Genomic DNA, 26613 nt, shown 5'->3' with positions numbered 1-26613 from the left:
AGGAAAATTAAAGGGGGGAATCCGCCCAAATCCGCCGGATAACGGGAGTTTCGGATTCGCCGGCAAAGGACAGATGATAGACATCCGGATTGGACATGGCTTCCCATTCCGAATAGCCGATCCGGCTGTCATAAGATTTCAGAAGCAGAGACAGCAGATTCCCATGGGAAACGACCACGGCATTTTTGTATGGACCATCAAGGATTTCCCTGATTACGGTAACGGCACGGCCTATCGCCTCGTTACCGGACTCCCCGCCTTCGTAGCTTAAGTCCAGATCATCGTAGGTTTTGCGAAGCATATCACGCCACTCCGAATGATTCTTTCCCGACAACACTCTTTCGGTTAAACGTGAATCCAGCTTGATTTCCAGCCCCCGGCGGACGGCAAACGGCTCTATAGTCCGGAACGCTCTTTCATACGGACTGGAAATAATATAATCGATAGATTTATCGGAGAAAAAATCAGCGAGCTTGTCGGCTTGCTCCAATCCGGTATCTGTCAGCCCGGCATCCGTCCCGATGGATAACCCTACCAGCTTACACAAACTTCTTGACGCTACCCAAAGACGAGCAAAAATACATTGAAATCGTGCCTTTTTCCAAAAAGAAGGCGAAAGACGGTCAAATGTGCAGGTCTTTTTCACAAAATGGGGCCATTTCGCTAAAAATCGCTCCAAAGACGTGCACTATTGCTCTAGAATCAGGTATGCGACGACTTTTCTCCAAAAAGACGTGCATTATCGCTCTAGAATTAGGTACTTCTTCGTTGACGGCCCGGTAAATTATGGAGACTCTCGTTGCAAACTCTCATTTGAGGAGAATGATCCCGGGTCCTGACGGTTAGTAAAGCATCCGTAATTTTCGAGCGCCGGGCTTCCCAAAAATTCCGTTCTGCGGCCAGGATCAAAGGCTTTCGGGTGACGGCTGGACAACCTTCCGTTAATCTTTTATTGTAGAATTCAATCATTACCATGGAAAGGTAGCCTGCCATGACGACATCATCATTGCCTATCGAACAAGTGCTGCCGGAGCTGAAGGAGAAGCTGCGGCTTGGTCCCAATGCCGTCCTCCTGGCCGATCCGGGGGCCGGGAAGACGACTCGCGTTCCCTTGGCTTTATTGGACGAGCCTTGGCTCAAGGGGCGCCGTATTCTTATGCTGGAACCGCGCCGCTTGGCTGCCCGGGCGGCTGCACAATATATGTCGGCCACTCTTGGAGAGCCGGTGGGCCTGACGGTAGGGTATCGGGTCAGACTGGATACGCGGGTAGGCCCGGAGACGAGGATAGAGGTTATAACGGAAGGGGTTCTGACCCGTCTTCTCCAGGAAGATCCGTCTCTGGAGGATGTGGGGCTGGTCATCTTCGATGAATTTCATGAGCGCAGCCTGCACGCTGATTTGGGGCTCGCGCTCTGTTTGCAATCGCAGGCGATCCTTCGCGAAGATTTGAAAATATTGGTCATGTCGGCAACTCTGGATGCCGAAGCGATAGCCCGGCTGCTGGAGGATGCGCCGGTAGTGGCCAGTGAAGGAAGGGCCTATCCCGTGGAAACCCGTTATTTGCCGCAACGGCCGGAAGGATCGATAGAAGCGGCTGTGACGAGAAGTATAGTTAAGGCGCTGCAGGACGAACCGGGCGATCTGCTTGTGTTTCTGCCGGGGGCCGGCGAAATTCGGCGAGTGGCGGAGAGGCTGGAAGAGCAAGGTATGGCGCGAACTGTCCGCATTGCTCCGCTATACGGAGGGCTGTCGGCGGAGGAGCAGGACCGGGCGATCGCCCCTTGTCCGCCGGGAGAGCGCAAGGTCGTGCTGGCGACGTCCATTGCCGAGACCAGTCTGACGGTCGAGGGAGTGCGCGTTGTCGTGGACAGCGGGCTGATGCGCGTTCCCCGCTTCTCGCCGCGCACGGGAATGACGAGGCTCGAGACCGTGCCGGTGTCGAGGGCGTCCGCCGACCAGCGCCGGGGGCGTGCGGGCCGTCAGGGGCCGGGAGTGTGCTACCGTCTGTGGACGGAAGAGAACAACCGGCGGCTGGCACCGCAGAGCCTGCCGGAGATGCTCGAGGCGGACCTCGCCCCGCTGGCGCTCGAGCTCGCCGTGTGGGGCGCCGACCCGCAGGAGCTGCGCTGGCTGGACGCCCCGCCCGCCGGGGCTCTGGCTCAGGCGCGGGAGCTGCTCGGCCAGCTTGGAGCGCTGAGCGAAGACGGGGCCGTCACCCCGCACGGGAAGCGAATGGCCGAGCTTGGGCTCCACCCGCGGCTCGCGCATATGGTCCTCCAAGCGATTCCGCTCGGCCTGGGGGACCTGGCCTGCGAGCTGGCGGCGCTGCTGAGCGAGCGCGATCCGCTGCGCGGCCGTCAAGCCGCGGCCGATGCGGACGTGCGCCTCAGGGTGGAGGCGCTGCGCGCCGCCGACGCCTCCGGCGGGCCCGGGCGACCGGGCCAAGCGGCCGCGGTGCATGGCCGAGGCGCCGCTCAGGCGCACGGCTACGGCGCGGACCCGGCCGCTTGCCGGCGGATCGCCGCCGAGGCCGGCCGCTGGAAGCGCACGCTCGGCCTGCCCGGGCGCGAAGGCAGCGCCGGCGGGCCACACGCTGCGGAGCCGGGTCGGGGAAGCGATATCGATGCCAGCGGCTTGCTGCTGGCGTTCGCCTATCCCGACCGCATCGCGCAGCGGAAGGCAGGCGGCCGCTTCCTGCTCGCCAGCGGCCGCGGAGCCGCTTTTGCCGCCCCGCAGCCGCTCGGCCAGGAGCCCTGGCTGGTCGTGGCCGAGCTGGACGACCAGGGGGCGGATGGCCGCATCGGCCTGGCAGCGCCGGTGGAGCCAAGCGACCTGAAGCAACGATTCGCCGAGCGGATCGTTGTGGAGGAAACGGTCGCTTGGGACCGTTCGGCGCAGGCGGTGCGGGCGAGGCGGCGCGAGCGGCTGGGCGCGCTGGTGCTGCAGGATACGCCGCTGGCCGACCCGGACCCGGAGGCCGCCTTGCAGGCTCTGCTGCAGGGAATCGCCGCGGAAGGGCTGGCGATCCTGCCGTGGTCCAGGGCGGCCCGGCGGCTCCAGCAGCGTCTGTGCTTCGTGCAGCGCCATGACCCGGGCTGGCCGGACGTATGCGACGCGGCGCTCGGCGCTGACCTGGCCGGCTGGCTCGGCCCGCATTTGTACGGCCTGAAGAGCCGGGAGGAGCTGCAGCGGCTCGACCTGGCGGCCATCCTGGAGGCGATGCTCTCCTGGGAGCGGCGCCGGGAATTGGACGAGCTGGCCCCGACCCATATCGTCGTTCCCAGCGGTTCGCGCATTCCCGTCGATTACAGCGATCCCGCTTCCCCCGTGCTGGCCGTCCGGCTTCAGGAGCTGTTCGGGCTTGCGGAGACGCCTCGCATCATGCGGGGAAGAATCGCATTGACGCTGCATCTGTTATCGCCGGCTCAGCGCCCGGTACAGGTGACGCAGGATCTGGCCAGCTTCTGGCAAAACGCATACTTCGAGGTGAAAAAAGACCTCAAAGGCCGCTATCCGAAGCACTATTGGCCCGACGACCCGCGCAGCGCCGTCCCGACTAACCGCACCCGCCCCCGGAATCAGGGGAATTAGCGAATATTCGGGATGCGCTTCCCCCCCCCGGCACGCTTGATAACGCTGACCGAAGAAGGAGAAGAGCGGCGAGTAGTCCTTGGTCCGGGGAAAGGGTCCATATTGACGCTGGGGATAAGGATACCCAATCGATCTGTTTTCACAAGGGGAAGGGACATATGGGCAGGATCCTCCCGGATCGTTTGCCGGTTTGTCCCGCTCTATTTTTTTGAATAATGGGAGGCATCGCGTTCTTAATTTGGGCTGTCCATATACGTATTGCCTTGTTTACAGCTCATACATTTTCTCGATTTACGCTCTAAGGAGGCAACATAGCTATGATCCGATTTGCAGTGATTGGAACCAACTGGATTACCGACAGCTTCATCCAAGCCGCCCGTGAGACCGGTCTGGTGGACTTGACTGCCGTCTATTCACGGACGGAAGAGCGGGCCCGAGAGTATGCCGCCAAGCACGGCATCCCGAATCGATTTACCGATTTAGAAAAAATGGCCGCCAGCGATGAATTCGACGCTGTCTATATCGCGAGCCCGACCTCTTGTCACGCGGAACAGGCCATTCTTTGCATGGAACACGGCAAGCATGTTTTGTGCGAAAAACCGATAGCCTCCCACGCCCGGGAAATGAAAAAAATGATAGAGACGGCGGCAAAACATAACGTACTCCTGATGGAGGCTTTAAAGTCCACCCTGCTCCCCAATTTTCGCGCCATTCAGGACAATCTCCATAAGCTTGGGCCCATTCGGCGATATTTTGCAAGCTATTGCCAATACTCTTCGCGCTATGATGCGTTTAAACAAGGAACGGTGCTCAATGCGTTTAACCCTGCGTTTTCCAATGGTTCTTTAATGGACCTGGGGGTCTACTGCATTTACCCGATGGTCGTTCTGTTCGGAAGGCCCGAGCTGATCCGGGCGAACGCCGTCATGCTCGAGTCGGGGGTGGACGGAGAAGGGAGTTTGCTGTTGAAATATAAAGAGATGGACGCGGTCATCATGTATTCGAAAATAACGAATTCGTATCTGCCCGCCGAAATTCAGGGAGAAAACGGGACGATGGTTATCGATCGGATCAATCAGCCGGGGAAAGTGGAAATTCGCTACAAGGACGGGACGGTTGAGGAAATTACCCGCGAGCAGACAGGGAACACGATGAAGTACGAGGTTCAGGAGTTTGTCCATTTGATAAAAAGCGGCGAGCTCGAATCCTCCGTCAATTCGCATGCCAATTCTTTGTCCGTCATGGAGATTACTGATGAGGCCAGAAGGCAAGTCGGCCTGGTCTTCCCTGCTGACTCGCTGGCTTAGCTGGGCTTATTACAATGTAACGTGCATAAGAAACCATGAGTGTTTTGAAGGCGTTGTTCCAAGTAAGTCAAGCGGTTCATGGTCGTTCTGTCGGATGAGAATGGGCGGACTTTAGCTATCTGTCCGATTTTCCTTGCGGCTTCCGAGAAGCGGATGCGATGCGCAGGTGTAACGGAAATGGAAGCCGTTAATGGCTCGATTTGCTCCCTTTTGGCATTCTAACGGTAATGAGGTGGTAGTCGATTCATTGTGGGATAGGCGTTCAACAGGATGTTGTTCTAGCAAATAAGTCCAACACGAAAACGTAACGGACTTGGGAGTCTCTAATTCGTCAAAATAGGCGGTTTTTTTAGGCTAACGGAACCATACGCGTTTATTTCATTGAATTCTCATACTTTCGCGAGCTTTTCTTGGGAATAAGGTCATCTGGTTCCGTTAAAATGACCATAAGGCCCTTTTGGAGCGAATAAGGTCATCTGGTTCCGTTAAAACCAAACCGTGCAGGATTTTCGCATGATCTTTGGTTGCATACCATTAATCGACAGTCTCCCTCAGTCCGTTATACGGGGAAAATGCCTCAATCGGCAAAAATAACGGCGCTGGTGTCCGTTGCATGCCTAGCCAAGCTACACAGTGTTTCGCCAATCGTTCCCTCCCTCCGACATGTGTTGAAACGCTGCATAGTGTTTCTTTTGTAACGCTGTACAAGTGACCATGCGGTTTAACCTATGCATCTTATTGCGTCCGGCAGATCATAGTTCGGAGATAGGCTATCTCTATCAGTCCTAAAGAGAGAACGAACCCCGATCCTTTTGCCTTAGCAAGCGGTATTGGCGGGGGGTGACTCCGGTGTGCTTTTTAAACAATTGGCCGAAATGCTTTAAATCTTCATAGCCGCAATGAAGTGCCGCTTCCAGAACCGTCGTTTTGGGGCGGCTTAAGAGTTCGCAGGCATGACGAATACGCTGTTCTTGTATGTAACTCAGGATGGTCGTCCCCATGATCTGCTTGAACAAGCGTTGTCCTTGGCGGGGGCTGATGTTGGCAGCGGCAGCTACATCTGAAATGGTGATAGGCTGCTGAAAATGTAGGTAGATATATTGTTTCATGGCCGTAATTTTGTCGATAATATCGGGAGAAGTGGCCTTACCGGCCGGCTGCTGCAGGCGCTGGAGAAGAACCAGAAGCTCGAGAAGGCAAGCAAGCATTTGAGAGCGGTAGCCGGGCTTCTTCGTATCGTATTCCGTGAGCAGACGATGCATTACATATTTGAATTCTCCATCCTGTTCACGAATATGCAGCCATCGTTTCCCGTTCTGCAGATTCCCGCTTAACAAGGCGACGATTTCCTCTTCCAACGGATAGACGGTTAATTGTTGGAGCCGTTCAGTTTGAAAAATACAGTTGTAGACTACCAAGGAACGGTCCTGCTGCAAGCTGACGGGTCGAAAGACATGGGCGGTACCGATAGGGATAAAAAAGACGTCGCCGGCCGTGACCGACAATGTCTTGTTGTCGATGTAATGAAAGCCCTGCCCTTCCGCGACATAGCAAATTTCCGCGAAATCATGAAAATGTTCCGCCAATTGAAAGGATTCGCTTACCCGATTGACATATATGGGCAGCGATTCCCGGAAGAACAGTTCGCCGCTGGTCAGCTCCACCGTTCGTTTGACCGCCATTCCGCCGGTTTTCTTATCCCTTGCTTGGTCAGCCATTTCGTTGGCTCCTTTTCCCTTGGTTTGCCTCTTGGCTCTCATTTCGTCGATTCGTTTATTTCTTCACAGTCATTCGTGCTCTCCCTTTTACCCTCACTCCACGGCCAAATTTTACTTCCCTTGCTGACGGCTTGTTGCTTTACTCCTCGTTTCTTATGGATTTTCCTATGATATCCCAATAACGAACCGTCATTTAGAAAGGAAATTGTATGTTTCATTCTACGAACGGTTATCTCAAAATATAAATTGGATTAGATGACATTTTACCCCTGAAGGATGTCGTGATCAACCCCTTTCTTCTGTGCCGTTATCGCTACAATGAAGGAAACGAGGAGGGAAGAATCATGACAAATGTATGGTCTGAGCGGGCGAAGTGGATATGGGGAGGTAACGAAAGCAGTCCCCGCAATGAATGGCGTTTGTTCCGCCAAACGTTCCCAATCCAAGAGAAGGAATACACACAAGCCTGGCTTGATATTACCGCCGATTCGCGATATGTTCTGTTCGTCAATGGGCAGGAGGCGGGTCGAGGGCCGGTAAGATCGTGGCCGGCAGAGCAGGCCTATGATACGTATGACGTATCCCCCTATATTCGTCCGGGTGAGGACAATACCATTGCCGTTATGGTGATGCACTTCGGTTTGTCTACCTTTTACTACTTGAAGGGGAGGGGAGGATTGTTGGCCCAGCTTCGTATGGCCGACGAAACGGGAACAAGCTTGGGCTGTCTCGTTACTGATGGAAGCTGGCGAACGCTGCGGCATCCCGGCCAGGACGGAAGAGCCCCTCGAATGTCCTGCCAGCAGGCTTTCGCAGAACGGATAGATGCCCGATTATTCGACTACGCATGGAAGGATCGATCCTACTCCGATGAAGCCTGGCCGCTAGCCGAAGAATTGGGCGCTCCGGGGATGGAGCCATGGACCTCTCTAGTTCCCAGGGATATTCCTCCGCTGACAGAGGAAACGGTCTATCCGATCAGGGTAGAAGCATTGAAGAAGGTACGCCGGATTTCCTGGAATGCTTACATAGATGTTCGCAGCCAGATGGTGCCCGATAGCCGGGAGCATGCGAATCCGGTCGGTTTTGTCGGTTATTTGGCGACCGTTGTCCGGGTCTCCGCCGGCGGGAATTTCACGATAGGCTTTCCTGCGGCATTTGTGAATGTGGGCACGGTCATCCTGGACGGCAAGGCGGTGGCTGCGGAGCGCTTCTACGGAGAAGCCCCGGAGAGATATGCGGATATTGAGCTTGAGGCGGGCGATCATTTATTAATGGTCGATGTAAGTGGAATCGATCACGGGCATGGATTCCGCATCGGCGTCGATGGAGAGGCTCCGATAGAGCTAATTTCTCCATTGTCCGGAATCGATGGGACGAAGTACTCTCCGTTCGTCGGAATTGGACCGTTCGATACGATAGAGGTGATAGATCATCAGCCCGGCAGGCGATTAAATATGGAACATGAGGAATATTTGGCGGTTCGTTCCGTTTCGCAGGCGGCAGAATTAACGCCGTATGCCGATCGTTTAAGCCCTGTGCCTCTCGGCTTGTATCGCGATGATGATGTGTTTGGCCATCACGTATGGAAGAAGGCAAGCGAATCGCAAGCGGTTCCGCATGCGCTCCAACACCTGGTGACAGCTGACGGGGTTCCTGTCCGCGTGCCCTTTTACGAAGGGGCCGATACGGAGATAATCATTGATTTCGGTAAGGAAACAGTCGGATATATTGAGTTTGAGCTGGATTGTGGGAAGGAACGATAGTTGATTTTTACGGATATGAATATATGCGCGATGAGTACATTCAACATACGTACGGTCTGGATAACACCTTAAGATACGTGGCGAAAAAAGGCAGGCAGACCTATAAATCGCCGGTTAGGCGGGGGTTTCGCTATCTTATGCTCACCGTCAGGAATGCCCGGTATCCCGTTCACTTCTACAGCGTTCGCCTTGTTCAGAATATCTACCCGGTAGCGGAAATCGGCCGTTTTCACTGTTCGGATGCCCTGTTGAATGATATTTGGCAGATTAGCCGGGATACGACCAAGCTTTGCATGGAGGATACGTTCGTCGATTGTCCCGCATATGAGCAGGCGTTTTGGGTGGGGGACAGCCGCAATGAAGCGTTAATTGGGAATTATTTATTTTCCGCTCCGGCACTAACGGAAAGATGCTTGCGTCTGGTGCCCGGATCCCGGAACCAGACCCCCTTGTATGCCGATCAGGTGCCAAGCGGCTGGAACAGTGTCATTCCGAACTGGACGTTTTTCTGGGTCATTGCCTGCAAGGAGCATTATGAGCAAACCGGGCAAACAAAATTTGCTAAGGAAATGTGGCCTTCCATACGCTATACGCTTAATCACTACGTGCAGCATATCGACGATAACGGGCTTTTCAATATCCAGGCGTGGAATTTGCTCGACTGGGCGCCGATCGATCAGCCGAATGGCGGTGTGGTCACCCACCAGAATGCTTTTCTGGTCAAGGCGCTGAACAGCGCGGCGGAATTGGCTCAGATTGCCGGTCATGCGGAAGAGGCGGATTCGTTCAAGCATTGGGCAGACCGTCTGAAAACGGCGATGAACAAGCATCTGTGGTCAGAAGATAAAGAAGCCTATCTGGACTGCATTCATGCAGATGGACGCCGTTCGGGGATTTTCAGCATGCAGACGCAAGTGGCCGCCTTTCTGTGCGATATCGCGGATGGGCCGAGGAAGGAAACGCTGGAACGATATTTGCTTAATCCTCCGGGTTCTTTTGTGCAAATCGGCAGTCCGTTCATGTCATTTTTCTATTACGAGGCCTTGGCGCGGATCGGGAAGCTAACACATATGCTTGACGACATTCGCCGCAATTATGGACAAATGATCGAGTATGAAGCGACAACCTGCTGGGAGATGTATCCGAGATTTAAGGAGAATCGGACGAATCCGAACTTTCTGACCCGAAGCCACTGCCACGCTTGGTCGGCTGCGCCGGCTTATTTCCTGGGGGCCTATATTCTTGGGGTGAGACCGCAGGCTCCCGGTTGGGAGAAGGTGCTGGTGGAGCCGAATCCATGCGGATTATCCTGGGCCCGGGGAAGTGTTCCGCTTCCTGAAGCAGGCCGGGTCGATGTCTCCTGGAGGGCCGATGAAGAACGCAGGCAGATGGAGATCGAGGTTCGCGTGCCGCAAGGATAGCAGATTGAAGTGAAATTGCCGGAGGGCTACACAGGAACAACGAAGATAATAAACTAGCGGACTTGCCATAGGACCGGCTCCGGAAATCAGCTTGAATTCCCGTCCCAGGGCGGTAATGATCGCGCGAATTTCCTCGTTGGGCAAAAGTCAACGATGGGGTCATTCAGGCCCGTTCCTACTGTTGTGCTGTTGAATCGCAGGCGCCCTCTTACCGCAGGTAAGATCGGGCAGACCGAATCCGATGGAAGTCGGTCAGCAATGGTTGGCCTGCATTCGGATGCGCAAGTCTGGGTTCTTCTGATTGAGAAGGATGTCGATTGACCGCATCGCAACGTGCCCTCTCCCGGAGCGCGTTGCGATGCTGAAAACATGGTGCGCCCGACAAATATCTTCCACCAGTACATCCATTTGACAACCGGGGGTGTGCCTATCAGGCTGACGGTAGACGAGACGACTAAGAAATCCGCTCATTAGATAATACCCGGCTCGATTTTTATCTAATCTTGGTTGGACTTTTCTTGAATATACAGGTCAAGAGCCTTAATTGCTCTCTTTGCAAGCTGGATAAATAAAATAAGGCAATAGACCCCCAGCACAAGTAAAACCAGGTAAATTAAAAACACCAATAAAGGCCATATGGCCAACATCCCTGCTGCTGAACCGCTCATTCAAACCCTCCTCGCAGTAGTAATAGATTTCCAATCCAACCCATTCTACCATAATTGGAAATTGTTAGTATTAATAAATGTTTATGCTGAAATACGTCAATATAAGACGAGATACCTGCTCAGTCATTTGATACATAGTTTTGCGATTATTTCCCGGGAAAAGTCGACAGAAAATCGAGGGGATTTTACATGGAACCATGACATTATCGTTTTTGCAAAGCTGGCTGCTGACAGAACGTGTGTTGAAGCTGCCGAGTTCACCCGGGCGGACCTCAAGCATATCGAGCAGAATGGTCGTCTTGAATGTGAGGGATTACGTTGAGAGAGCAGGTAATGACAGAATCATTAACTCAACATAGAAAAAACACGCACAATAAAGGGATTGTACGTGTTTTTTCTCCCAGCCTTAGCCTTAGCTGACCAGGTTGAGCTGCCAGGAAACTCCGAATTTATCTGCAACCCAGGCAAACCTGGGACTGAACGGATAGGCTTCCAAGGGCATCAGAACCGCGCCGCCCTGAGAGAGCTCCTTAAAGAGTCGATCGACCTCTTCTTCCGTCTCGCAGTTAATAAATAGGGAGATGGAAGGGGTGAAAGTGAAATTATGCTTGACACTGCTGTCGATGCACATGAACTGCTGTCCCTTCAGGGAGAATGTTGCCTGAAACACGCTTCCTTCCCGTCCGGCTTCGTTCGGGCCGTAACGGGCAATGCTCAAAATTTCCGACTGGTCAAATAAAGAAGTATAGAAATTCATAGCTTCTTCAGCCTGTCCTTCGAACATTAGAAATGGAGTCACTTTTTGCATGTTATCAACCTCCTTCATTTTGCAGTTCCCATGTTTTCTTTCAGCTCATTGAACATTAATCCTCGGCCGTATCCGATTCGCTCCTGTATTCTGTCAGTGTTTGCTCAACGTCTTACCGGGTGCAGCCATCTTCATGAGGCATGACGATGGTTGGGTGAGGTCATCTCGCAGCCTTAGCATGAAAAATAGAGTCGGGATTTTCTCTATTTTGGTCAACCATATTGTTGAGTATACACCCCCTCAAGATGTAATCATCCATAGGGTTAAATATCGATTTCACTATTGCCAGAATAGCGGGAATGGTGTATGATATGGGCGATTCCAATTGAATAATCCCGGGGGCTTGAGGAGTCAGGCTGAGAGTGTAGCCGTTATACCGCTACTGACCGTTAATCTGAACTGGATAATGCCAGCGTAGAGAACATATGTTGATTAGGGACCCTTTCTCCGTCTGTGCATCCAGGCGGTTTTTTTTGTTTGGAAAATAATGGATTGAAGGAGAGGGAGCACTTGAAACAACAAGCAAGCGGCAGTAAAGGATTGAAGTTTACCGATATTTTGGTCACGGTGATGATTTCTTTAGTGTTTGGAGTCATTTTCAAGCTGTGGGACGGCGTATACGGAGTGGTTAAGCCGTTATTTCTGCAGGCGGGCCAGTTAACTTACGGCATGTGGTTTATGGCGGGACCCTTCGCGTATCTGATCGTTCGCAAGCCGGGGGTAGCGCTGCTCGCCAATCTGGCGGCGGCCAATGTATCTTCATTGCTGGGCTCCGCATGGGGACTGGAAACGATTCTTTACGGATTCGTACAAGGACTGGGTGCGGAATTGGTCTTCGCAGGTCTGCGTTATCGCAAGGCGGGACTGGTTGCGGCCGGTGTGGCCGGCATAATGGCGGGACTCGGTTCCTTCATCGTGGATCTCTTCCTCGGCTACGCCAATTATGAAGCATGGATGCTGGCGCTTAAATACGGTTTACGTGCCGTTAGCGCATTTGTATTTTGCGGCGTGTTCGCTTATTGGCTCGTCCGTGCGCTGGAAAAAACCGGCGTGACCCGGCAGATTCAGCCGGTGGCGAGGGAAGAGTACGAGTCGCTGCAGAAGTGACATGATATCTCTACTAACTACACGTAAGTTCTAAAAGCCTGCCGGGACAACAACAGGAAGAACATTCTTCCCCGATCGGACGGCTGTGGTCGGACGAGGAGCAAGGGGAAGCCCAAGCGGGCCGTTGAGCCCGGTAATGAGGTGGTCAAATGCAGGACAATCCGGCATCATTTTTATCTGTCTCGAACTTGAGACTGAAATTTCCGGGAGAGCCGTCCTTGGTGTTCAAGGACCTCTCCTTTGCTGTTCCACAAGGCCAGAAGGTTCTGCTGCTCGGACCGAGCGGCTGCGGCAAATCGACGCTGCTGCAGGTGCTTAGCGGAATTATTCCCGGTTCCGTCGAGGTCCCTCTGACCTGCGATTCGGTTCGGCGTCCGGACTCCTGGGGCTTCGTGTTTCAAGACCCGGACACCCAATTCTGTATGCCGTACGTTGATGAAGAGCTGGCCTTTGTGCTGGAAAATCTGTCCGTTCCAAGGGAGCGGATGGAGGAAGAGATCGGGCGGGTTTTGCGCAAGGTCGGACTCGTCTTCGAGGATATCCATACTCCCATTCAGACCCTATCCCAAGGAATGAAGCAGAGGCTCGCCCTCGCTTCGGTTCTGCTGCTTCAGCCGGAGGTGCTTTATCTGGATGAGCCTTCGGCGATGCTCGATCCGGAAGGGACAGAGCAGATATGGGCGGCGGTCAAGGAAATATCCGCTAACAAGACTCTGGTCATCGTAGAGCATAAGATCGAGCAGGTTATTGACTGGGTCGATCGTATAGTGCTGTTCGATGCGGAAGGGGCCATCCTCGCCGACGGCACGCCGGACGAAATTTTCCGCAGTCATAAAGAAGAGCTTGTCCGCTTCGGCATATGGTATCCGCAGGTCTGGGAGGATTATATCCGGTCGGATGCGTATCAGGAGATAGAGCAGCAGAGGCGGAAGGAGCGCCAAGCTCTCGAAGGCCGCCCGGGTCCTGTTCTGGAGCTGAGGGATTTCGCCGGTTACCGTCAGGAGGAAGTCAGGATTGAGGTTCCGCAGGCGGAAGGACAACCCGGTGAATGGATTTGCATCGTAGGGGAGAACGGCGCGGGCAAAAGCACGCTGCTGCAGTCCATCATGCAGCTTCTCCCGACCAGCGGCACGTACAGGCTGTGCGGGGAAGAAGTCCGGCAGACGGTCAGAGGACGCAGGAAACGAAGCGTCAAATCTCCGCCTCCCCCGGAGCTCGCTTTTGTCTTTCAAAATCCGGAGATGCAATTTATTACGAACTCGTTATATGATGAACTGGCATATTCACTCCGGCCGTTGAAGCTTTCCGAGGAGGAAGCGGATAAGAAGGTTAGGCAGACGTTGGAGGCATTCGGCTTATACATGAGTGAGAGGCGTCATCCTTACCAGTTATCGATCGGTCAGAAGAGACGGCTCAGCGTCGCCTCCGCCGTCATCGGAGAGAAGCCCGTGCTGCTGCTGGATGAGCCGACCTTCGGTCAGGATGCGAGGAACACATTCGCCATATTGGAGAAGCTCGAAGAACTGCGTGTGAAGGGAACGACGATTATTATGGTGACACATGACCCGAATATTGCCGGTTACTTCTCCGACCAAATATGGCGAATAGAGCGGGGGCGGCTGGTTGCCGTGGAATCGCCGGAGCTGTGGAGGTGCGTCAGGCATGAATTTGTTCACACCCCATAGAGAAACCTGGCTTTACCGGGTGAATCCGGCTTTGAAATTTGCCGTGTTCTTCGTACTGTTGGTTATCGCCTTGATCAATCGCCGGTTCGATTTCGCGGTTTATCAGATGATCGCCTACCTGCTGCCGCTTCTGCTGTTCAGCGGCTACACGGGAAGGAAGCTTCTGCTGTTCACGGCTCCGTTCTTATTCATCTTTGTCTCCTCCTCGTCCACGATGATTCTGTTCGGCAAAGGGGAAGAGGTTTGGTGGCAGTGGGGGCTGATCCGCATCTCGAAGGAGAGCTTCTACCACGGCCTGCTTATCGGATGCAAAACGATAAGCTTCGGCGCGCTCGGAATGATCTTCGCGTTGACATCGAAGCCGATTCTTTTCTTCTACGCGTTAATGCAGCAGTTTCGGCTGCCGGGTAAGTATGCCTACAGCTTCATCGCTTCGATCCGGATGCTGCCTGCCGTCTGGGATGATTACCGGGTTCGCACGGACGCCTTGAAGGTGCGAGGGACGCGGTTTGCCCGGGGCTTTCGCGGGATGTATGAGCGATTGAGCGCTTATGCGGTGCCGCTGCTCGCCCAGAGCATCCGCCGGGCACAGAGAATCGCCGTGGCCATGGAGGCCAAGCGGTTTCAGATGGGAGCGTCGCGAACCTATTATTATACCACCCGTTATTCCCGAATCGACTTATGGTTCGCGGGGATGATGGCAGGGCTGCTGATAGCGGCCTACTGTACGGCGGTTTATCTTCCGCTGGCCGGCCGTTGAGAGGCAAGCGGAATAAATCGGATGTCGTAAAAAAGGACCCCGTCTCCACTCCATAGTGGGAGTTGAGGTCCTTTTCGGCTTCATTTTGGGACGATCCTGTTTTTCGTTGAATGGGATGGATTAATCCGCTAGAAATCGATTTTTACTCATTTTCACTTGTTCAATCATATGCCCGATGTTTCCTTCACCTGCAAATAGGGTCATGTCAAAAAAATCCCGGTTCAAATCAGACCAGTACAATTCATTTTCATCCCCCGAGATCTCTACATCTTCCTTCAATCTGCCGGCATAGACTTCAACATAGCAATTCTGAAAATAATATTTGAAATCCATTAGATGATGCAAAGTAATATGTTCTCTAGAGATGTTTGTTTCTTCATATAGCTCTCTATAAGCAGCGTCGAGCCCGGACTCTCCGTTTTCGATTTTGCCGCCGACCAGATTGCTTAATCCTTTATAAGGGTCCTTTAATCGTTTGCACATAAGCAGCCGGTCCATATCCTTGCTGTATACCATAAGAACATTATATCCTTGCATACCTGATCTCCTTGTATTATGCGGTATAGAGAATTTTGCACGAATGTCCGGAAACGGAGTTATAGGAAAAAGGCGGCCGCTTCCTTGGAGGTGGTCTCCGGAGTCCGGAGGCTTAAGTATTCGCCGTGTACAAAGTTGAACACGTTCATATCGCTCGTGGCCAATAGTCCCGTAGTCAAACGGGGGATTAACCGGATATGCACCCCGCTGGCCTCAGTCCGACGGACGGGAATGAAGGCCGCCAGGTTAAAGCTTGCGATGCCCGCCTCCCGGAAGAAACGGAAGAACCGCAGCAGGCTCTCGGCCAAGGCCAGCCAATGCCGCTCGTCCAGCTCCGCGAACGAAGGGGCGTCCTCATAAATTCCAACAAAGTCATAATGGCTTCTTGGAGCATAGGCATGCACCCATCCGAGGGTGTCCTGCTGCCCGACCCAGCGCTGCTGAAGCCGTCTTTCCTCTTCCAACAATGCTTGATAGTAGGGTTGTTTATATTTTTCATAGAAGGCCTGGCCGTATTCGGAAACCGTCGCCTGATAACGGGTCTGCTGCTCGGAAGCAAGCACATGAATATGCGGATGCAGTATACTTCCGCCCGAAGGGGGGAGGTAATTCCAGTTGATGGACGCATGAGTCGCCTTCGGGTCGGTCTGCAGCACTTTGGACAGATAGGCATGAGCGACGGACAGTGTGTCTGCGAGGACCGGAATGCTGAACTCCTCCAGACGGACATAATGCGAATCGGTCATTCGCACGACAGCGTTATGCTTGCCGTAAGGAAATAAGTTGGGAAAGGCGACCGCTTCTCCCTTGACTAACCTTCCGCCTTCTACAATCTCGTTAGAAAATGTGGGGGTCATCGTGTGAACATTATCCGGGCAGAAGGGGCACTTGCTTCCTTCGGTGGCCTTGGCAGCCTCCTCGTAGCTCGGAGGAGTAAAGGGGGCTCCGGCCCCGGGATCATAAATCAGTCGCGAGGTTTCCCCGGTCAGGGGATCGAAGCGGACTTCCGTTTTGCGCTCCAGCGGTTTTCCGGCCGGATCGAGAAATGTAAAGAACTCCTGCTCTGCACGAAAAGTAAGGGTCATGCTCCAAGCCTCCTTGTGCTTATTAGCTGAAATCTATCTTTTACGAATCCCAGACATTCCCAATTAAATAGATATCAGTTATTATACCATACCTGTCCATTTTTCAATATTTTCGTGATGTGCTACACTTAATAGTAACTACAGCTAGAGGAGAATGGACATGGTTGCTGAACAGAAGACAGATTTATCCGGGACTTCGGGTTCCGGATCGAATAGACGCGGAGGGCGAATCCTCGTCGTAACCGCCGTTGCCGCCGAGCGGGAGGCCGTGCTGCGCGGGCTGCAGGACGCCGGCAGGTTCGATGTCTTAGCTGCGGGCGTAGGGCCGGCTGCCGCCGCTGCGGGCACGGCCGCGGCTCTGGCCGCCTCCGGGTACGGCCTGGTGATCAGCGCCGGAATCGGCGGCGGCTTCACCGGCCGGGCGGAGGTCGGCTCGCTGGTCGTGGCGGACGAGATCGTCGCCGCCGACCTGGGAGCCGAGACCCCGGAGGGCTTCCGTAGCGTGGACGAGCTGGGCTTCGGCGCTGCCCGCATCCCGGCCGCTGCCGGCTTGGCGGCCCGGCTGGCCGCGGCGCTGCGCGAAGCCGGCTTGGCGGTCGCGGTGGGCCCGGCCGTCACGGTCTCAACCGTGACAGGCACGGCCGAGACCGCCGCGCGGCTGGCTGCGCGGGTGCCCGGGGCGGCGGCTGAAGGCATGGAAGGCTTCGGCGTAGCGACAGCCGCCCGCCAGTTCGGCCTACCAGTGCTGGAGCTCCGCGCGATCTCCAATCCGGTAGGGCCGCGAGACCGGGCCGCATGGCGGATCGGAGAAGCCTTGGACGCGCTGGCCGCCGCCGGCGCAGTACTGCAGGAGGTGCTGGAATGAAGATAGCTTTTTCCCCTTGTCCTAACGATACATTTGTTTTCCATGCATGGGTGCACGGACTTATTCCGGGAGCGCCGAAGCTCGATGTCACTTATGCCGATATTGATGTGACCAACCATTTGGCGGTTGCCGCCAATGGGCCGGACGTGCTGAAAATCTCGTACGCCGCTCTGCCGTGGGTACTGAACGATTATGCCTTGCTGCCCTGCGGGGGAGCGCTGGGCCGAGGCTGCGGCCCGTTAGTGCTGACCGCCCCTTCTGCAGAGGGAGCGGACGCTGCGGCATTGGCGGGCCGGCGGGTGGCGGTGCCGAGTGAGCGTTCCACGGCTTATCTGCTGTTTCGGCTGTGGGCGGCACGCAACGTGCCCGGCGGCGTAGGCGAGATCGTGATTATGCCGTTTCACGAGATTATGCCCGCGGTGCGCGACGGCAAGATCGATGCCGGCCTGGTGATTCATGAGGCCCGTTTCACGTATCCGTCGTATGGATTAAATCTGCTGGCCGATCTCGGATCGTGGTGGGAGGAGGATACCGGCCTGCCCATTCCGCTGGGAGCGATCATCGCCAAGCGCTCTCTGAACCTGGCTTCCATTGCCAAGTGGACGCGCGAGTCGGTGGAGTATGCCTGGGCGCACCCGGAGGCATCACAGAATTATGTCTTGAGCCATGCTCAAGAGATGGATCCCGAAGTTGCCAAGGCGCATATTGACTTGTATGTGAACGAGTTCACCGCTGAGCTGGGCGAGGACGGGTATGCGGCAATCAACGCCCTCCTTGGCCGGGCTGCGGAAGAAGGGCTGGTACCGAAGATAGACCCGGTCGCTTTACGGTAAATGCCGACAGAGATTCTGCGCATCATATGCTTCATTTGAAAGGCACTTGCGAGAAGTACAGGCAAGTGCCTTTTTGTTGGATTGGGTATTTTTGTAAAAAGGAATGCAACTATAAACGGGGATTGCAGGAAGACAGCAAACCAGGATATTTTCGGCTGCAAAAAGCGGTTTAATAAGGACTACCCTTCAGAGGAATGGAATATATTAGATTAAAACTTTACAAAAATTGAGAAACCGGAGCCTTTCAGCCTCGTATTATTTAACAACTTGCGTCAAAAGTCTCCTTCCTCAGCGAAGCAGGTGGGAGATGAATGACGCCTTTCTCGAACATCTTCGCTGGAGATATGTTGGAAAAAGCATGTGTTTGTTCTAGTCACTTTGATGCCCGAAAAGGAACGTATGTGTGATATAATGGGAATTTGGAACAAGTGTTCTGGTAAGGGGGTGTTTCCATGATTCGTGCTCAAATTGTACGTTTCCATGCCTCGAAACGAGATATCGAGCGACTGTATGCCTGTAATCGCGAATCTGCCCGGGTTTGGAATATGTGCTTGCAGCTCGCTAAGAACTACCATTCGGAGCATCGGAAATGGATTTCGCAGTCAGCGCTTCAGAAGCAAACCAAACGCCAATTCCACTTGCACAGTCAATCGATTCAGGCCGTCTGTCATAAGTATTTGTTCGCACGAGAGGCTGCCCACCAAGCGGTACGAAAGGGAATTAAATCTGCGAAATATCCCTATAAGATCAAGAAGCACTACAACACGAAATGGGTCAAAGACGGGTTCAAGGTGTTCGATAACGGCAAGATTGCATTGTCGATGGGGATTCACGAACGGAAAAGAGAGAAGCCGATTGTAGTCCATGTGGCGTCTCTTCCGGCAGGTCAGATCAAAGAAATAGAACTCGGCTATGATCACGGCCTATACCTCGCCATCTCCTACGAGGATGGGAGGAAGAACAAGAGCTATCGGAAACAACAAGCGATCGGGGTAGACCCCGGTGAAATTCATACGCTTGCCGCCTTTCGTGAGGACGGAGAGAGCCTGATCATCACGGGCAGGAAAGTACGTTCGATCCATCGATTCCGCAATAAGAAGCTGGCAGAAATTCATCGGCTGCAGTCCAAGTGCAAGAAAGGCACGCGGCAATGGAAGAAATATCAGCGTGCGAAACAATACATACGTTCCAAGTCGAAGCGGCAGTTGAGAGATGCCCTACACAAGACCACAAAGCAGTTTGTGGATTGGTGTATACAGCAGTCGGTATCGGATGTTCATCTTGGCGATGTCGAAGGGGTGCAGCGGAATACGCGTAAGAAAAACCGCGTGAGCCGCAAGCAGGCACAAAAGCTGTCAAATTGGTCGATGGGCAAGGTGAAGCAGTATTTGACGTATAAACTGGAGCGAGAAGGGATCGCCCTCCATCTCGTCGATGAATCGTATACGAGTCAGACATGTCCTGTCTGCAGGAAGCGCAATCAACCAGCTTCCAGGAATTATCGCTGTATGTGCGGGTACAAGGAGCATCGAGATCTACACGGGGCCAGGAATATACTGAGCCAAGCCTTATATGGCGAGTTCCTGCATTTTGATGTAGAAAGCAAGAGGAAGTATCTACGGATTGCTTAGGCAAGAAGTAGTAGATGGGCTGTTCCGCCCCCGATGTCTACAAGAGACATCGGTTGCTTACTAAGACAACTTCACAGATACCCCGTACTTGGATATGGAGTAGATCGGGCAAATCCCTATCTACAATAGGTACATGAAGTTGTCCGTGGTAAGAAGCCCCGACTTCAACTCGCGATAGCGAAATAAGTGGGGGAGGTTCACTACTATAAAGTATTAGAAGGCGACGGGATCCGGAACATAGAGAGGCCTGCGAATACAAGGCACCAGTCAGAAGTTTCAAGAACAAATGCTAAGCAGAAGGAGAAGAGGATATGATTCATTGCCCTAACTGTTATCAACCGAACAAAGATGATCAAAAAATGTGTACCGAATGCGGGTACTTTCTAGAGGAGGAATCGGCCGCGGCCGCAGAGCTGACGGGCAGGGGAGAGAAAACGGCGGAAGGGAAGGATGACCAGACCGCATCCGCTTCGTCCCGGGAGAAATGGGAGCCTTATGCGGAGAAGGGGAAGCTCGTGGCCAAGGGCTATTGGAGCTACGCGGCGGATAAGCTGAAATCCCCGTTGACCAACGGTGTGGCGGTTGCCCCGTCCCAATGGATTAACGGCTGGATCACGCTCGGGCTGTTCGTGTTATTCTTCAGCCTGTCGAATGTCATTCAATTGCGAAGCTTGAAGATGGGGATTTTAAGCATCGGCACACAGGTTCCGGTGTTCAAAACGTTCATGGTCAGTTTCTTTCACATCTCGGTTCTGGTGCTTCTTACCACAGGTATGCTGTGGGTGGCGGTCAAATATCTGATGAAGTTATCCAAGGGATTTACGGAAGTACTATCCCGTTATAGCGCCCTGACCGTAGTACCCGTCGGATTGACAATTGTCTTCTTTCTCATGTCGCTGATCGGATTGAGATCGCTGGCTTTATTTTTGCTTATATTTATTTTGTTGGGATGGATAGCTGCGGTCCTCGTTACTATATATTCTTTCAACAAGGAATCTGAAGGAACTGGCGCCGACCCGTTATACAGCCTGTTTGCCGTTTTCTTTGTCCTGTGTTTCTATCTATGGGTCGCCGGGGATTCCCTGACGAAGTCCTTCCTGAGTCTTGTCGTCAAATTTTAAATAATACTATAGGAATCCCCCGGTGTGCTTGAGCAATGGCCGGGGGATTTTGACGCGGATATGTGGCCTGTGCCTTCACGGACCAAGATGATTGGCAGATGTTCAGAACTCCGTTATTTCTTCAGCAGGACGACAATTAGGATGGCGATAATGACGAGGAGCAGCAGCGCTCCTCCCAGAATAGCTATTAACCCCCAATTAACAAACACCATGATCATCACCTCAATAGAGTTCAAATTCGATAAGAAGAAGTTAACTCCTGCATTATCTGCCATAACACTAAAACCTGTCAATATGTGGATAGACTATCCAATTGACCAGTTGGTCATTTCGAAAAGTGACAATCTTTTGAAAAAATATTATTCCCCTTTATTTCTCAGGGAATATGGAATAAATGTTTAGCGAATTGTTTTGACCAATGAGTCAGTAAATAGTACCATTAGAAAAGAAAAAGACACTAGCGAAGAGGGGAAATGAGAATGCTCGGAAGAAATTGGACCCGATCTAGTAGTATAGTCCTGCTGCTTGTTCTTGTCCTGATCGCTGCGGGATGCAGTGGGAATCCGACTGGAGGGAGCCAGGAAGCAGAGGAGAAACAGACTCCTGTCCAGGTAGAGACGGTTCGCGAGGGGGATATGGCACTTAATCTGGAAATAGCCGGTACAGTGCAAGCATCTCGCCAAGTTACCGTGGTGCCTAAAGTATCCGGGACGCTGGCGGAGCTGCATGTCAGCAAAGGACAAGCCGTCAAGCAGGGAGACCCCCTGGCCACTGTGGATAATCGTGATCTTGTAACGGCCCTGGAGCTGGAGAAAGCCGGGCTGGCCAATGCATTGAACCAGCTTGAGCTCGCTAAGTCGAGAGAGCGCCAAGGATTGGATGCTTCCAAAAATTCGCTGAGAGACGAAGTGGCGAAGGAGCAGGCGGCTGAAAACTTGCGGCAGGCACAATTGGCCGTCGAACAGGCGGAAATCGGAGTAAAGCAGGCTAATCTGCGGATTAAGCAGGCGGAGCAAAGATTATCCGACTCGGTCATTTATTCGCCTATCTCCGGTGAAGTGCTGTCCATTCAGAATGAAGTTGGAGAGCTCGTGGGACAATCTCCTCTCATGGTGATTGTGTCGCTGGATCCGATCAAGGTAGTGGCCAACGTCAGCCCGAAGCAGCTGCCGCTGTTCCAGCAAGGGCAAAATGTTGAACTGGCGTTAAACTCGGATAGCGGGCCGGTAACCGGAACGGTGGAATATGTGTCTCCCGCAGCCCTGGATTCCGGGCTGTTTACTGTAGAGGTTAAGGTAGGAAATGCGGACGGCAGCATCAAGCCGGGAATGACAACCAAGCTTCTGGTTCCGCAAACCCTTGCCGAGAATGTGCTCATCCTGCCTACATCCTCCATTCTGGAGGAGAATGGAAAGTCCTATGTATATGTTATCCGTGGGGACCAAGCGGTCAAACAGGAAGTACAGATAGTTCAATCGCAAACGAATGAAACAGCGGTACAGGGAGAAATCACCGCAGGGGAACGAGTCGTAACGAAAGGCCAGTTTACTTTGACAGATGGCAGCAAAGTGAAGGTGATGGGGGAGGGGGACGTTAATTGAAGCTTGTAGACGTATCGGTCAAACGTCCCGTCGGTGTCGTCATGGTCGTTCTGGCCATCCTGGCGCTCGGCTTCGTATCGCTTAAAAATTTGGCGGTCGATCTGTTTCCCAACATCAACTTGCCGATCGTCGTCGTAGCAACCAGTTATCAGGGCGCAGGCCCGCAAGAAGTGGAAAATTTGGTCAGCCGGCCGGTGGAATCCGCCGTCAGCTCCGTTCAGGGGGTCAACACCATTCAGTCGACCTCCCAGCCTAACTCCTCGTTGGTTGTGCTGATGTTCGATTCCGGCGTCAATCTGGATACGGCCGTTGCCGAAGTCCGGGAGAAGGTCGACCAGATGAAGAGCTTCTTGCCGGACAATGCGAATGATCCCTCCGTGCTGCGCTTCGACCCTCAACAAATTCCGGTTATGTCCATCGGCCTGAACGGGGATAAGCCGGAGGTGCTGCAGGATATCGCGGAGAACCAGATCGTTCCTATGCTGGAGCGGGTGAACGGGGTGGGCTCCGTGTCGGTGCAGGGAGGAAAGACCCGGGAAATCCAACTCGAGCTCAACCGCGCGGAGATGAAACGTTACGGAATCTCGAGCGGGCAGATTGTTCAGGCGCTTAGCGGCGAGAACCGCTCGGCGTCGGCCGGTGTCATTGCCAAGGGGGATAAGGATCTGCAGATAAGGGTCCAGGGAGAATATACGAGCCTTGACGATATTGCGAACACCTTGCTGATGCTTCCGCAAGGCGGATATATCCGGATATCGGATGTAGCCGAGATGAAGGATACTTACAAGGAGCAAAACTCGTTGACCAAGGTCAATGGAGAATCAGCCCTTGTCTTATCCGTACAGAAGCGTTCCAATGCCAATACCGTCAAGGTTGCGGACGGATTGAACAAGGCGATTGTGAAGATCAATCAGGAGCTTGGCGACCGGGCCAAATTGTCCGTCGTCATGGATACCTCGATTTTTATCAAAGAATCGATATCTTCGGTTATTAACAACATGATTTTAGGAGGGGCCATCTCGGTCTTCATCCTGCTGCTGTTCCTGCGAAGCCTGCGGGCGACGCTTGTTATCGGGATCTCTATTCCGATTGCGGTAATCTCCACATTTTCATTGATGTATTTCACCGGACAGACGGTCAATGTATTGTCCATGGGGGGATTGGCACTCGGGATCGGGATGATGGTCGACTGTTCGATTATTATTCTGGAAAATATTACGAGGCACCGCCGCAACGGTGCTACGTTAATCGAGGCGGCCAAGCAGGGAGCGTCCGAGCTGGGATCGGCGGTTATCGCATCCACTACTACCAGTCTGGTAGTTTTCCTGCCGATTGTCTTCGTTAAGGGAATCGCTTCGGACCTGTTTGTTCCGTTAGCCTTGACCGTTTCCTTCTCGCTGATCGCATCCCTGGTCGTTTCGTTGACTCTGGTTCCGATGCTGTCCTCGAAAATGCTCAAGCTCAAGACGCATGAGGAAGTTCGCAACGGCAATGGCGGCAAGCAGGTTGGAAAAGGATTGTTCAGCCGCTTTACTGCCTGGTTTGGCGGAATAATAAAGGTATATAAAAAGTTGCTTAAATGGGCGATCTCTCATCGCAAAACGACCGTTACCCTGACGATCGTTATATTGGTAGGCAGCCTGGCCCTAGTTCCATTCATCGGTATGGAGTTCTTCCCTGCCTCGGATCAAGGACAGATCACGATCAATATTGAGACCGATACCGGATCGAACCTGCACGAAACCGAGAAGGCAGCGGACCAGGTGTCTGAAATGCTGAAGCCTTATGCGGATTTGATTGAAACCAATTATTTATCGATAGGCAGCGGGGGCGGCTTCGGCGGCTCGGGGACGAATACCGCGTCATTTAATATTCAACTGATACCCGCCAATGAACGAAGCATGACCACCAGTCAGATGATGGTAGAACTGCAGGAGAAGACGGCTTCAATTCCCGGCGCCGAGATCGTAGTAACCGAAGCATCGGCGGGACTGGGAACCGGTAACCCTGTGCAGATTCAGATTAACGGGCCGGATTACGCCGTTCTCTCCGAGCTGGCGGACCAAGTAGTCTGGACGATTTCCCAAATTGACGGCATTCATAATGCCCAGAGCTCGATCTCTGCAGGGCGTCCGGAAATCCAAGTGCACGTCAACCGCGAAGCGGCGGCTCAATACGGCTTGAGCTACCAGCAGGTGCTTCAGGAGGCGGAGACCGGCTTCAATGGCCGGGTGGCTACCCGCTATCGGGAAGACGGCTACGAGTATGATGTCCGAATTCTTCTGCCGGAAGGCGAACGGAAGACGATCAGCGACCTGGAAATGATGATGCTGCCTACGGCGACCGGACAGCTCATTCCGCTGTCCGCAGTGGCTGATTTGCAGCAGATCCAAGGACCTTCGGAAATCCAGCGGCAGAATCAGGAGCGCCAGGTTAATGTGACGAGCGATATCGTTGGCCGTGATCTTGGCGGAGTCATTACCGACATTAACCTCGCTCTAAGCAGTATGAATTTTCCGGAAGGCTACTCCTATTCCATGGGAGGCCAGGCGGAGGATATGATGGAGTCGTTCCAGGATTTGGCTATGGCACTGGTGTTCTCCATCTTCCTTGTATATATCGTCATGGCCGTCCAGTTCGAGTCGGTGCTTCATCCGCTGGTGATTATGTTTGCCATGCCGACCATGTTCGTAGGGGTTATGCTGGGGCTGTTCGTAACCGGCAAGCCGCTTAGCGTCCCAGCCTTGATCGGAATCATTATGCTGGCGGGGATTGTGGTCAACAATGCCATTGTGCTCATTGACTACATCAACCTGCTGCGCGGGCGGGGAGTGGATCGTACCGAGGCTATTATGCAGGCGGGTACGACAAGGCTTCGTCCGATTTGGATGACTACGCTGACCACCGTGCTCGCCATGGTCCCGCTTGCTTTAGGAATAGGCGAAGGCGCCGAGTCTCAGGCTCCGCTGGCGGTTGTCATCATCTTCGGATTGATGGTATCCTCCTGCTTCACTTTGTTCCTGGTCCCGGTCATGTATACTTTGTTTGACGATATGGCCGGCTGGTTCAAGCGAGTCTTTCGCCGGAAGAAGAAGGATTCGACCATTGTCCCGACCGGGATCAACGGTTAAGCTTGAATGAGCAGGTTACGGATAGCCTGCGGAAAGGCCGCCCTGTGTAGAGGCAGTCGCAGAAGAAGCAGCCAGACCTGTAGAAGCAGCTGCAGCATAAAACAAATGGGAATAACGCGAAGAAGCCCTTGCGATGCAAGGGCTTCTTTATATAAGCGGACAATGGGCGAAGTGCTTTAGTTCTGTCCATTTGAACGATTATTCATAACAAAAGCGGACCTTTCGTGCCATACATACGGCCGATTGTATGATTATTCGATTTATTATATAGAACGCATCGTTCGCATCAAGATCAGCTATGCTTGTCACTATGGAAAAACCACATCGATAAAAGCAGCGCCCATTTTTGGCTAGAGACGGTTGACTTTGGTTCAATTCAAAAATATAATATTCAGTAATTTAGTAAATCAGTAATTCAGTAAAATGAAATATTCGTTATCCTTATACTGGGTGAAACGAAATAATTTAAAACGAAAAGAGGTACACATATGAAAATACCAACTACACTAAAGCATAAACCCGTTGTCGTGTCGGAAAATTACGAGCAGATCGACGGACGGTATGCCCGAAATACGGATGCCAAGGGCCTGTCCCTGGGATTGGCCCAGTGGAATGACAGGGGCAACGTCGATATTTCGGCCAAAGTATGGAGATATACGGGGGAGAAATGGTCCAGACAGTCGGAGGAAATGCCGCTACATCGTGTGCTTGACCTATCCATTCTTATTTGCCGGACGATCGCGCATTTTCGCGAAGCTTACCGATATGAGCATTTGTACGATACGGAGAATCCGGTCATCGACCGGGTCGGCCTGCAGGGTGATGCCATGACGGTAGCGGTTTGCACGGACAACGAGAAAATCAACGAAGATATCAAGCTGTTCAATCAGGCTCTGAGTAACGACGATGAGATGATCGGGGAACGGCTGCGCACTTTATCGAGAATTTTGAAGGATATGGGGTATTAAGCAACCTAT

22 protein-coding genes are annotated in these 26613 nt (G+C 53.2%); 15 read left to right on the top strand and 7 right to left on the bottom strand.

What is annotated here, in order from left to right; all coding sequences use genetic code 11:
- Positions 1-7: 7 nt before the first annotated feature.
- Positions 8-547 carry a histidine phosphatase family protein gene (locus FS806_RS09705; protein WP_144935148.1) on the bottom strand — a complete coding sequence of 180 codons (540 nt, stop codon included), beginning with the start codon at positions 545-547 and terminating at the stop codon, positions 8-10.
- Positions 548-991: 444 nt separating this feature from the next.
- Here FS806_RS09705 and hrpB point away from each other — a divergent pair, with 444 nt between their 5' ends.
- Both hrpB and FS806_RS09695 read left to right on the top strand, forming a co-directional pair.
- Positions 992-3592, top strand: coding sequence for an ATP-dependent helicase HrpB (gene hrpB / locus FS806_RS09700; RefSeq protein ID WP_144935145.1), 2601 nt, complete (start codon positions 992-994; stop codon positions 3590-3592).
- 317 nt (positions 3593-3909) lie between these two features.
- Positions 3910-4899 (top strand): Gfo/Idh/MocA family protein, encoded by a 990-nt coding sequence (locus FS806_RS09695; RefSeq protein WP_144935142.1) that lies wholly within the window; start codon positions 3910-3912, stop codon positions 4897-4899.
- A gap of 785 nt (positions 4900-5684) precedes the next feature.
- On the opposite strand, the gene FS806_RS09690 is transcribed toward FS806_RS09695, so the two are convergent.
- The gene (locus FS806_RS09690; RefSeq protein ID WP_186328302.1) at positions 5685-6617 is read right to left on the bottom strand and encodes an AraC family transcriptional regulator; all 933 of its coding nucleotides are present in this window, start codon (positions 6615-6617) and stop codon (positions 5685-5687) included.
- Positions 6618-6961: 344 nt separating this feature from the next.
- On the opposite strand from FS806_RS09690, the gene FS806_RS26675 reads away from it, so the two are divergent.
- The 3 genes from FS806_RS26675 to FS806_RS26135 all read left to right on the top strand — a co-directional run bounded on the left by FS806_RS26675 (position 6962) and on the right by FS806_RS26135 (position 10125).
- Positions 6962-8383 (top strand): alpha-L-rhamnosidase N-terminal domain-containing protein, encoded by a 1422-nt coding sequence (locus FS806_RS26675; RefSeq protein WP_260982044.1) that lies wholly within the window; start codon positions 6962-6964, stop codon positions 8381-8383.
- 23 nt (positions 8384-8406) lie between these two features.
- Positions 8407-9804, top strand: coding sequence for an alpha-L-rhamnosidase-related protein (locus FS806_RS26670; RefSeq protein ID WP_260982043.1), 1398 nt, complete (start codon positions 8407-8409; stop codon positions 9802-9804).
- 153 nt (positions 9805-9957) lie between these two features.
- Positions 9958-10125, top strand: coding sequence for a hypothetical protein (locus FS806_RS26135; protein WP_222126630.1), 168 nt, complete (start codon positions 9958-9960; stop codon positions 10123-10125).
- 176 nt (positions 10126-10301) lie between these two features.
- Here FS806_RS26135 and FS806_RS25710 read toward each other — a convergent pair whose 3' ends face one another.
- Positions 10302-10472, bottom strand: coding sequence for a hypothetical protein (locus FS806_RS25710; RefSeq protein WP_186328301.1), 171 nt, complete (start codon positions 10470-10472; stop codon positions 10302-10304).
- A 412-nt stretch (positions 10473-10884) separates the two neighbouring features.
- A complete protein-coding gene (locus tag FS806_RS09680; RefSeq protein WP_379291122.1) occupies positions 10885-11280 on the bottom strand; it encodes a VOC family protein in 396 nt (131 codons plus the stop codon).
- Positions 11281-11790: 510 nt separating this feature from the next.
- Between FS806_RS09680 and FS806_RS09675 the strand changes: the two genes are divergently transcribed.
- The 3 genes from FS806_RS09675 (at position 11791) to FS806_RS09665 (ending at position 14832) form a co-directional block, all read left to right on the top strand.
- Positions 11791-12387, top strand: coding sequence for an ECF transporter S component (locus FS806_RS09675; protein ID WP_144935133.1), 597 nt, complete (start codon positions 11791-11793; stop codon positions 12385-12387).
- A gap of 188 nt (positions 12388-12575) precedes the next feature.
- Positions 12576-14072, top strand: a complete 1497-nt coding sequence (locus FS806_RS09670) for an ABC transporter ATP-binding protein (RefSeq protein ID WP_313960576.1) — start codon at positions 12576-12578, stop codon at positions 14070-14072.
- On the top strand, positions 14050-14832 hold the full coding sequence (locus FS806_RS09665) for an energy-coupling factor transporter transmembrane component T family protein (protein WP_144935127.1): 783 nt from the start codon (positions 14050-14052) through the stop codon (positions 14830-14832). Before FS806_RS09670 ends, FS806_RS09665 begins: the two co-directional genes overlap by 23 nt.
- Before the next feature lie 120 nt (positions 14833-14952).
- On the opposite strand, the gene FS806_RS09660 is transcribed toward FS806_RS09665, so the two are convergent.
- Together FS806_RS09660 and FS806_RS09655 are read right to left on the bottom strand one after the other, a co-directional pair.
- Positions 14953-15369 (bottom strand): NUDIX hydrolase, encoded by a 417-nt coding sequence (locus FS806_RS09660; RefSeq protein WP_144935124.1) that lies wholly within the window; start codon positions 15367-15369, stop codon positions 14953-14955.
- A gap of 59 nt (positions 15370-15428) precedes the next feature.
- Positions 15429-16454 (bottom strand): hypothetical protein, encoded by a 1026-nt coding sequence (locus FS806_RS09655; protein ID WP_144935121.1) that lies wholly within the window; start codon positions 16452-16454, stop codon positions 15429-15431.
- A 160-nt stretch (positions 16455-16614) separates the two neighbouring features.
- Between FS806_RS09655 and FS806_RS09650 the strand changes: the two genes are divergently transcribed.
- The 4 genes from FS806_RS09650 (at position 16615) to FS806_RS09635 (ending at position 20904) form a co-directional block, all read left to right on the top strand.
- Positions 16615-17319 (top strand): futalosine hydrolase, encoded by a 705-nt coding sequence (locus tag FS806_RS09650; RefSeq protein WP_260982042.1) that lies wholly within the window; start codon positions 16615-16617, stop codon positions 17317-17319.
- On the top strand, positions 17316-18152 hold the full coding sequence (locus FS806_RS09645; protein ID WP_144935116.1) for a 1,4-dihydroxy-6-naphtoate synthase: 837 nt from the start codon (positions 17316-17318) through the stop codon (positions 18150-18152). Before FS806_RS09650 ends, FS806_RS09645 begins: the two co-directional genes overlap by 4 nt.
- Before the next feature lie 452 nt (positions 18153-18604).
- The gene (locus FS806_RS09640; RefSeq protein WP_144935113.1) at positions 18605-19783 is read left to right on the top strand and encodes an RNA-guided endonuclease InsQ/TnpB family protein; all 1179 of its coding nucleotides are present in this window, start codon (positions 18605-18607) and stop codon (positions 19781-19783) included.
- A 311-nt stretch (positions 19784-20094) separates the two neighbouring features.
- Positions 20095-20904: a zinc ribbon domain-containing protein gene (locus FS806_RS09635; RefSeq protein ID WP_144935110.1), complete on the top strand. Its 810-nt coding sequence runs from the start codon at positions 20095-20097 to the stop codon at positions 20902-20904.
- A gap of 113 nt (positions 20905-21017) precedes the next feature.
- Here the strand turns inward: FS806_RS09635 and FS806_RS25705 are convergent, their stop codons facing one another.
- Positions 21018-21179 carry a hypothetical protein gene (locus FS806_RS25705; protein ID WP_186328300.1) on the bottom strand — a complete coding sequence of 54 codons (162 nt, stop codon included), beginning with the start codon at positions 21177-21179 and terminating at the stop codon, positions 21018-21020.
- Positions 21180-21383: 204 nt separating this feature from the next.
- Between FS806_RS25705 and FS806_RS09630 the strand changes: the two genes are divergently transcribed.
- The 3 genes from FS806_RS09630 (at position 21384) to FS806_RS09620 (ending at position 26604) form a co-directional block, all read left to right on the top strand.
- Entirely contained in the window at positions 21384-22505 is a 1122-nt protein-coding gene (locus tag FS806_RS09630; RefSeq protein ID WP_186328299.1) for an efflux RND transporter periplasmic adaptor subunit, read from the top strand.
- Complete coding sequence (locus FS806_RS09625; protein WP_144935104.1) at positions 22502-25636, top strand: efflux RND transporter permease subunit; 3135 nt, start codon at positions 22502-22504, stop codon at positions 25634-25636. Before FS806_RS09630 ends, FS806_RS09625 begins: the two co-directional genes overlap by 4 nt.
- Positions 25637-26124: 488 nt before the next feature.
- Positions 26125-26604 carry a DUF6530 family protein gene (locus tag FS806_RS09620; RefSeq protein WP_144935102.1) on the top strand — a complete coding sequence of 160 codons (480 nt, stop codon included), beginning with the start codon at positions 26125-26127 and terminating at the stop codon, positions 26602-26604.
- Positions 26605-26613 lie beyond the last annotated feature (9 nt).

The organism is Paenibacillus sp. 32O-W (assembly GCF_007679495.1).
Lineage (GTDB): Bacteria > Bacillota > Bacilli > Paenibacillales > NBRC-103111 > Paenibacillus_L > Paenibacillus_L residui.
This window is presented reverse-complemented; position numbering and strand designations above follow the sequence as displayed.

Bases quoted from the DNA above. Each gene is read 5' to 3' on its own strand.
- hrpB (WP_144935145.1), top strand. From the start codon at position 992: ATGACGACATCATCATTGCCTATCGAACAAGTGCTGCCGGAGCTGAAG.
- FS806_RS09695 (WP_144935142.1), top strand. From the start codon at position 3,910: ATGATCCGATTTGCAGTGATTGGAACCAACTGGATTACCGACAGCTTC.
- FS806_RS09690 (WP_186328302.1), bottom strand. From the start codon at position 6,617: ATGGCTGACCAAGCAAGGGATAAGAAAACCGGCGGAATGGCGGTCAAA.
- FS806_RS26675 (WP_260982044.1), top strand. From the start codon at position 6,962: ATGACAAATGTATGGTCTGAGCGGGCGAAGTGGATATGGGGAGGTAAC.
- FS806_RS26670 (WP_260982043.1), top strand. From the start codon at position 8,407: ATGCGCGATGAGTACATTCAACATACGTACGGTCTGGATAACACCTTA.
- FS806_RS26135 (WP_222126630.1), top strand. From the start codon at position 9,958: ATGGGGTCATTCAGGCCCGTTCCTACTGTTGTGCTGTTGAATCGCAGG.
- FS806_RS25710 (WP_186328301.1), bottom strand. From the start codon at position 10,472: ATGAGCGGTTCAGCAGCAGGGATGTTGGCCATATGGCCTTTATTGGTG.
- FS806_RS09680 (WP_379291122.1), bottom strand. From the start codon at position 11,280: ATGCAAAAAGTGACTCCATTTCTAATGTTCGAAGGACAGGCTGAAGAA.
- FS806_RS09665 (WP_144935127.1), top strand. From the start codon at position 14,050: ATGAATTTGTTCACACCCCATAGAGAAACCTGGCTTTACCGGGTGAAT.
- FS806_RS09660 (WP_144935124.1), bottom strand. From the start codon at position 15,369: ATGCAAGGATATAATGTTCTTATGGTATACAGCAAGGATATGGACCGG.
- FS806_RS09655 (WP_144935121.1), bottom strand. From the start codon at position 16,454: ATGACCCTTACTTTTCGTGCAGAGCAGGAGTTCTTTACATTTCTCGAT.
- FS806_RS09650 (WP_260982042.1), top strand. From the start codon at position 16,615: ATGGTTGCTGAACAGAAGACAGATTTATCCGGGACTTCGGGTTCCGGA.
- FS806_RS09645 (WP_144935116.1), top strand. From the start codon at position 17,316: ATGAAGATAGCTTTTTCCCCTTGTCCTAACGATACATTTGTTTTCCAT.
- FS806_RS09640 (WP_144935113.1), top strand. From the start codon at position 18,605: ATGATTCGTGCTCAAATTGTACGTTTCCATGCCTCGAAACGAGATATC.
- FS806_RS09635 (WP_144935110.1), top strand. From the start codon at position 20,095: ATGATTCATTGCCCTAACTGTTATCAACCGAACAAAGATGATCAAAAA.
- FS806_RS25705 (WP_186328300.1), bottom strand. From the start codon at position 21,179: ATGGCAGATAATGCAGGAGTTAACTTCTTCTTATCGAATTTGAACTCT.
- FS806_RS09630 (WP_186328299.1), top strand. From the start codon at position 21,384: ATGCTCGGAAGAAATTGGACCCGATCTAGTAGTATAGTCCTGCTGCTT.
- FS806_RS09620 (WP_144935102.1), top strand. From the start codon at position 26,125: ATGAAAATACCAACTACACTAAAGCATAAACCCGTTGTCGTGTCGGAA.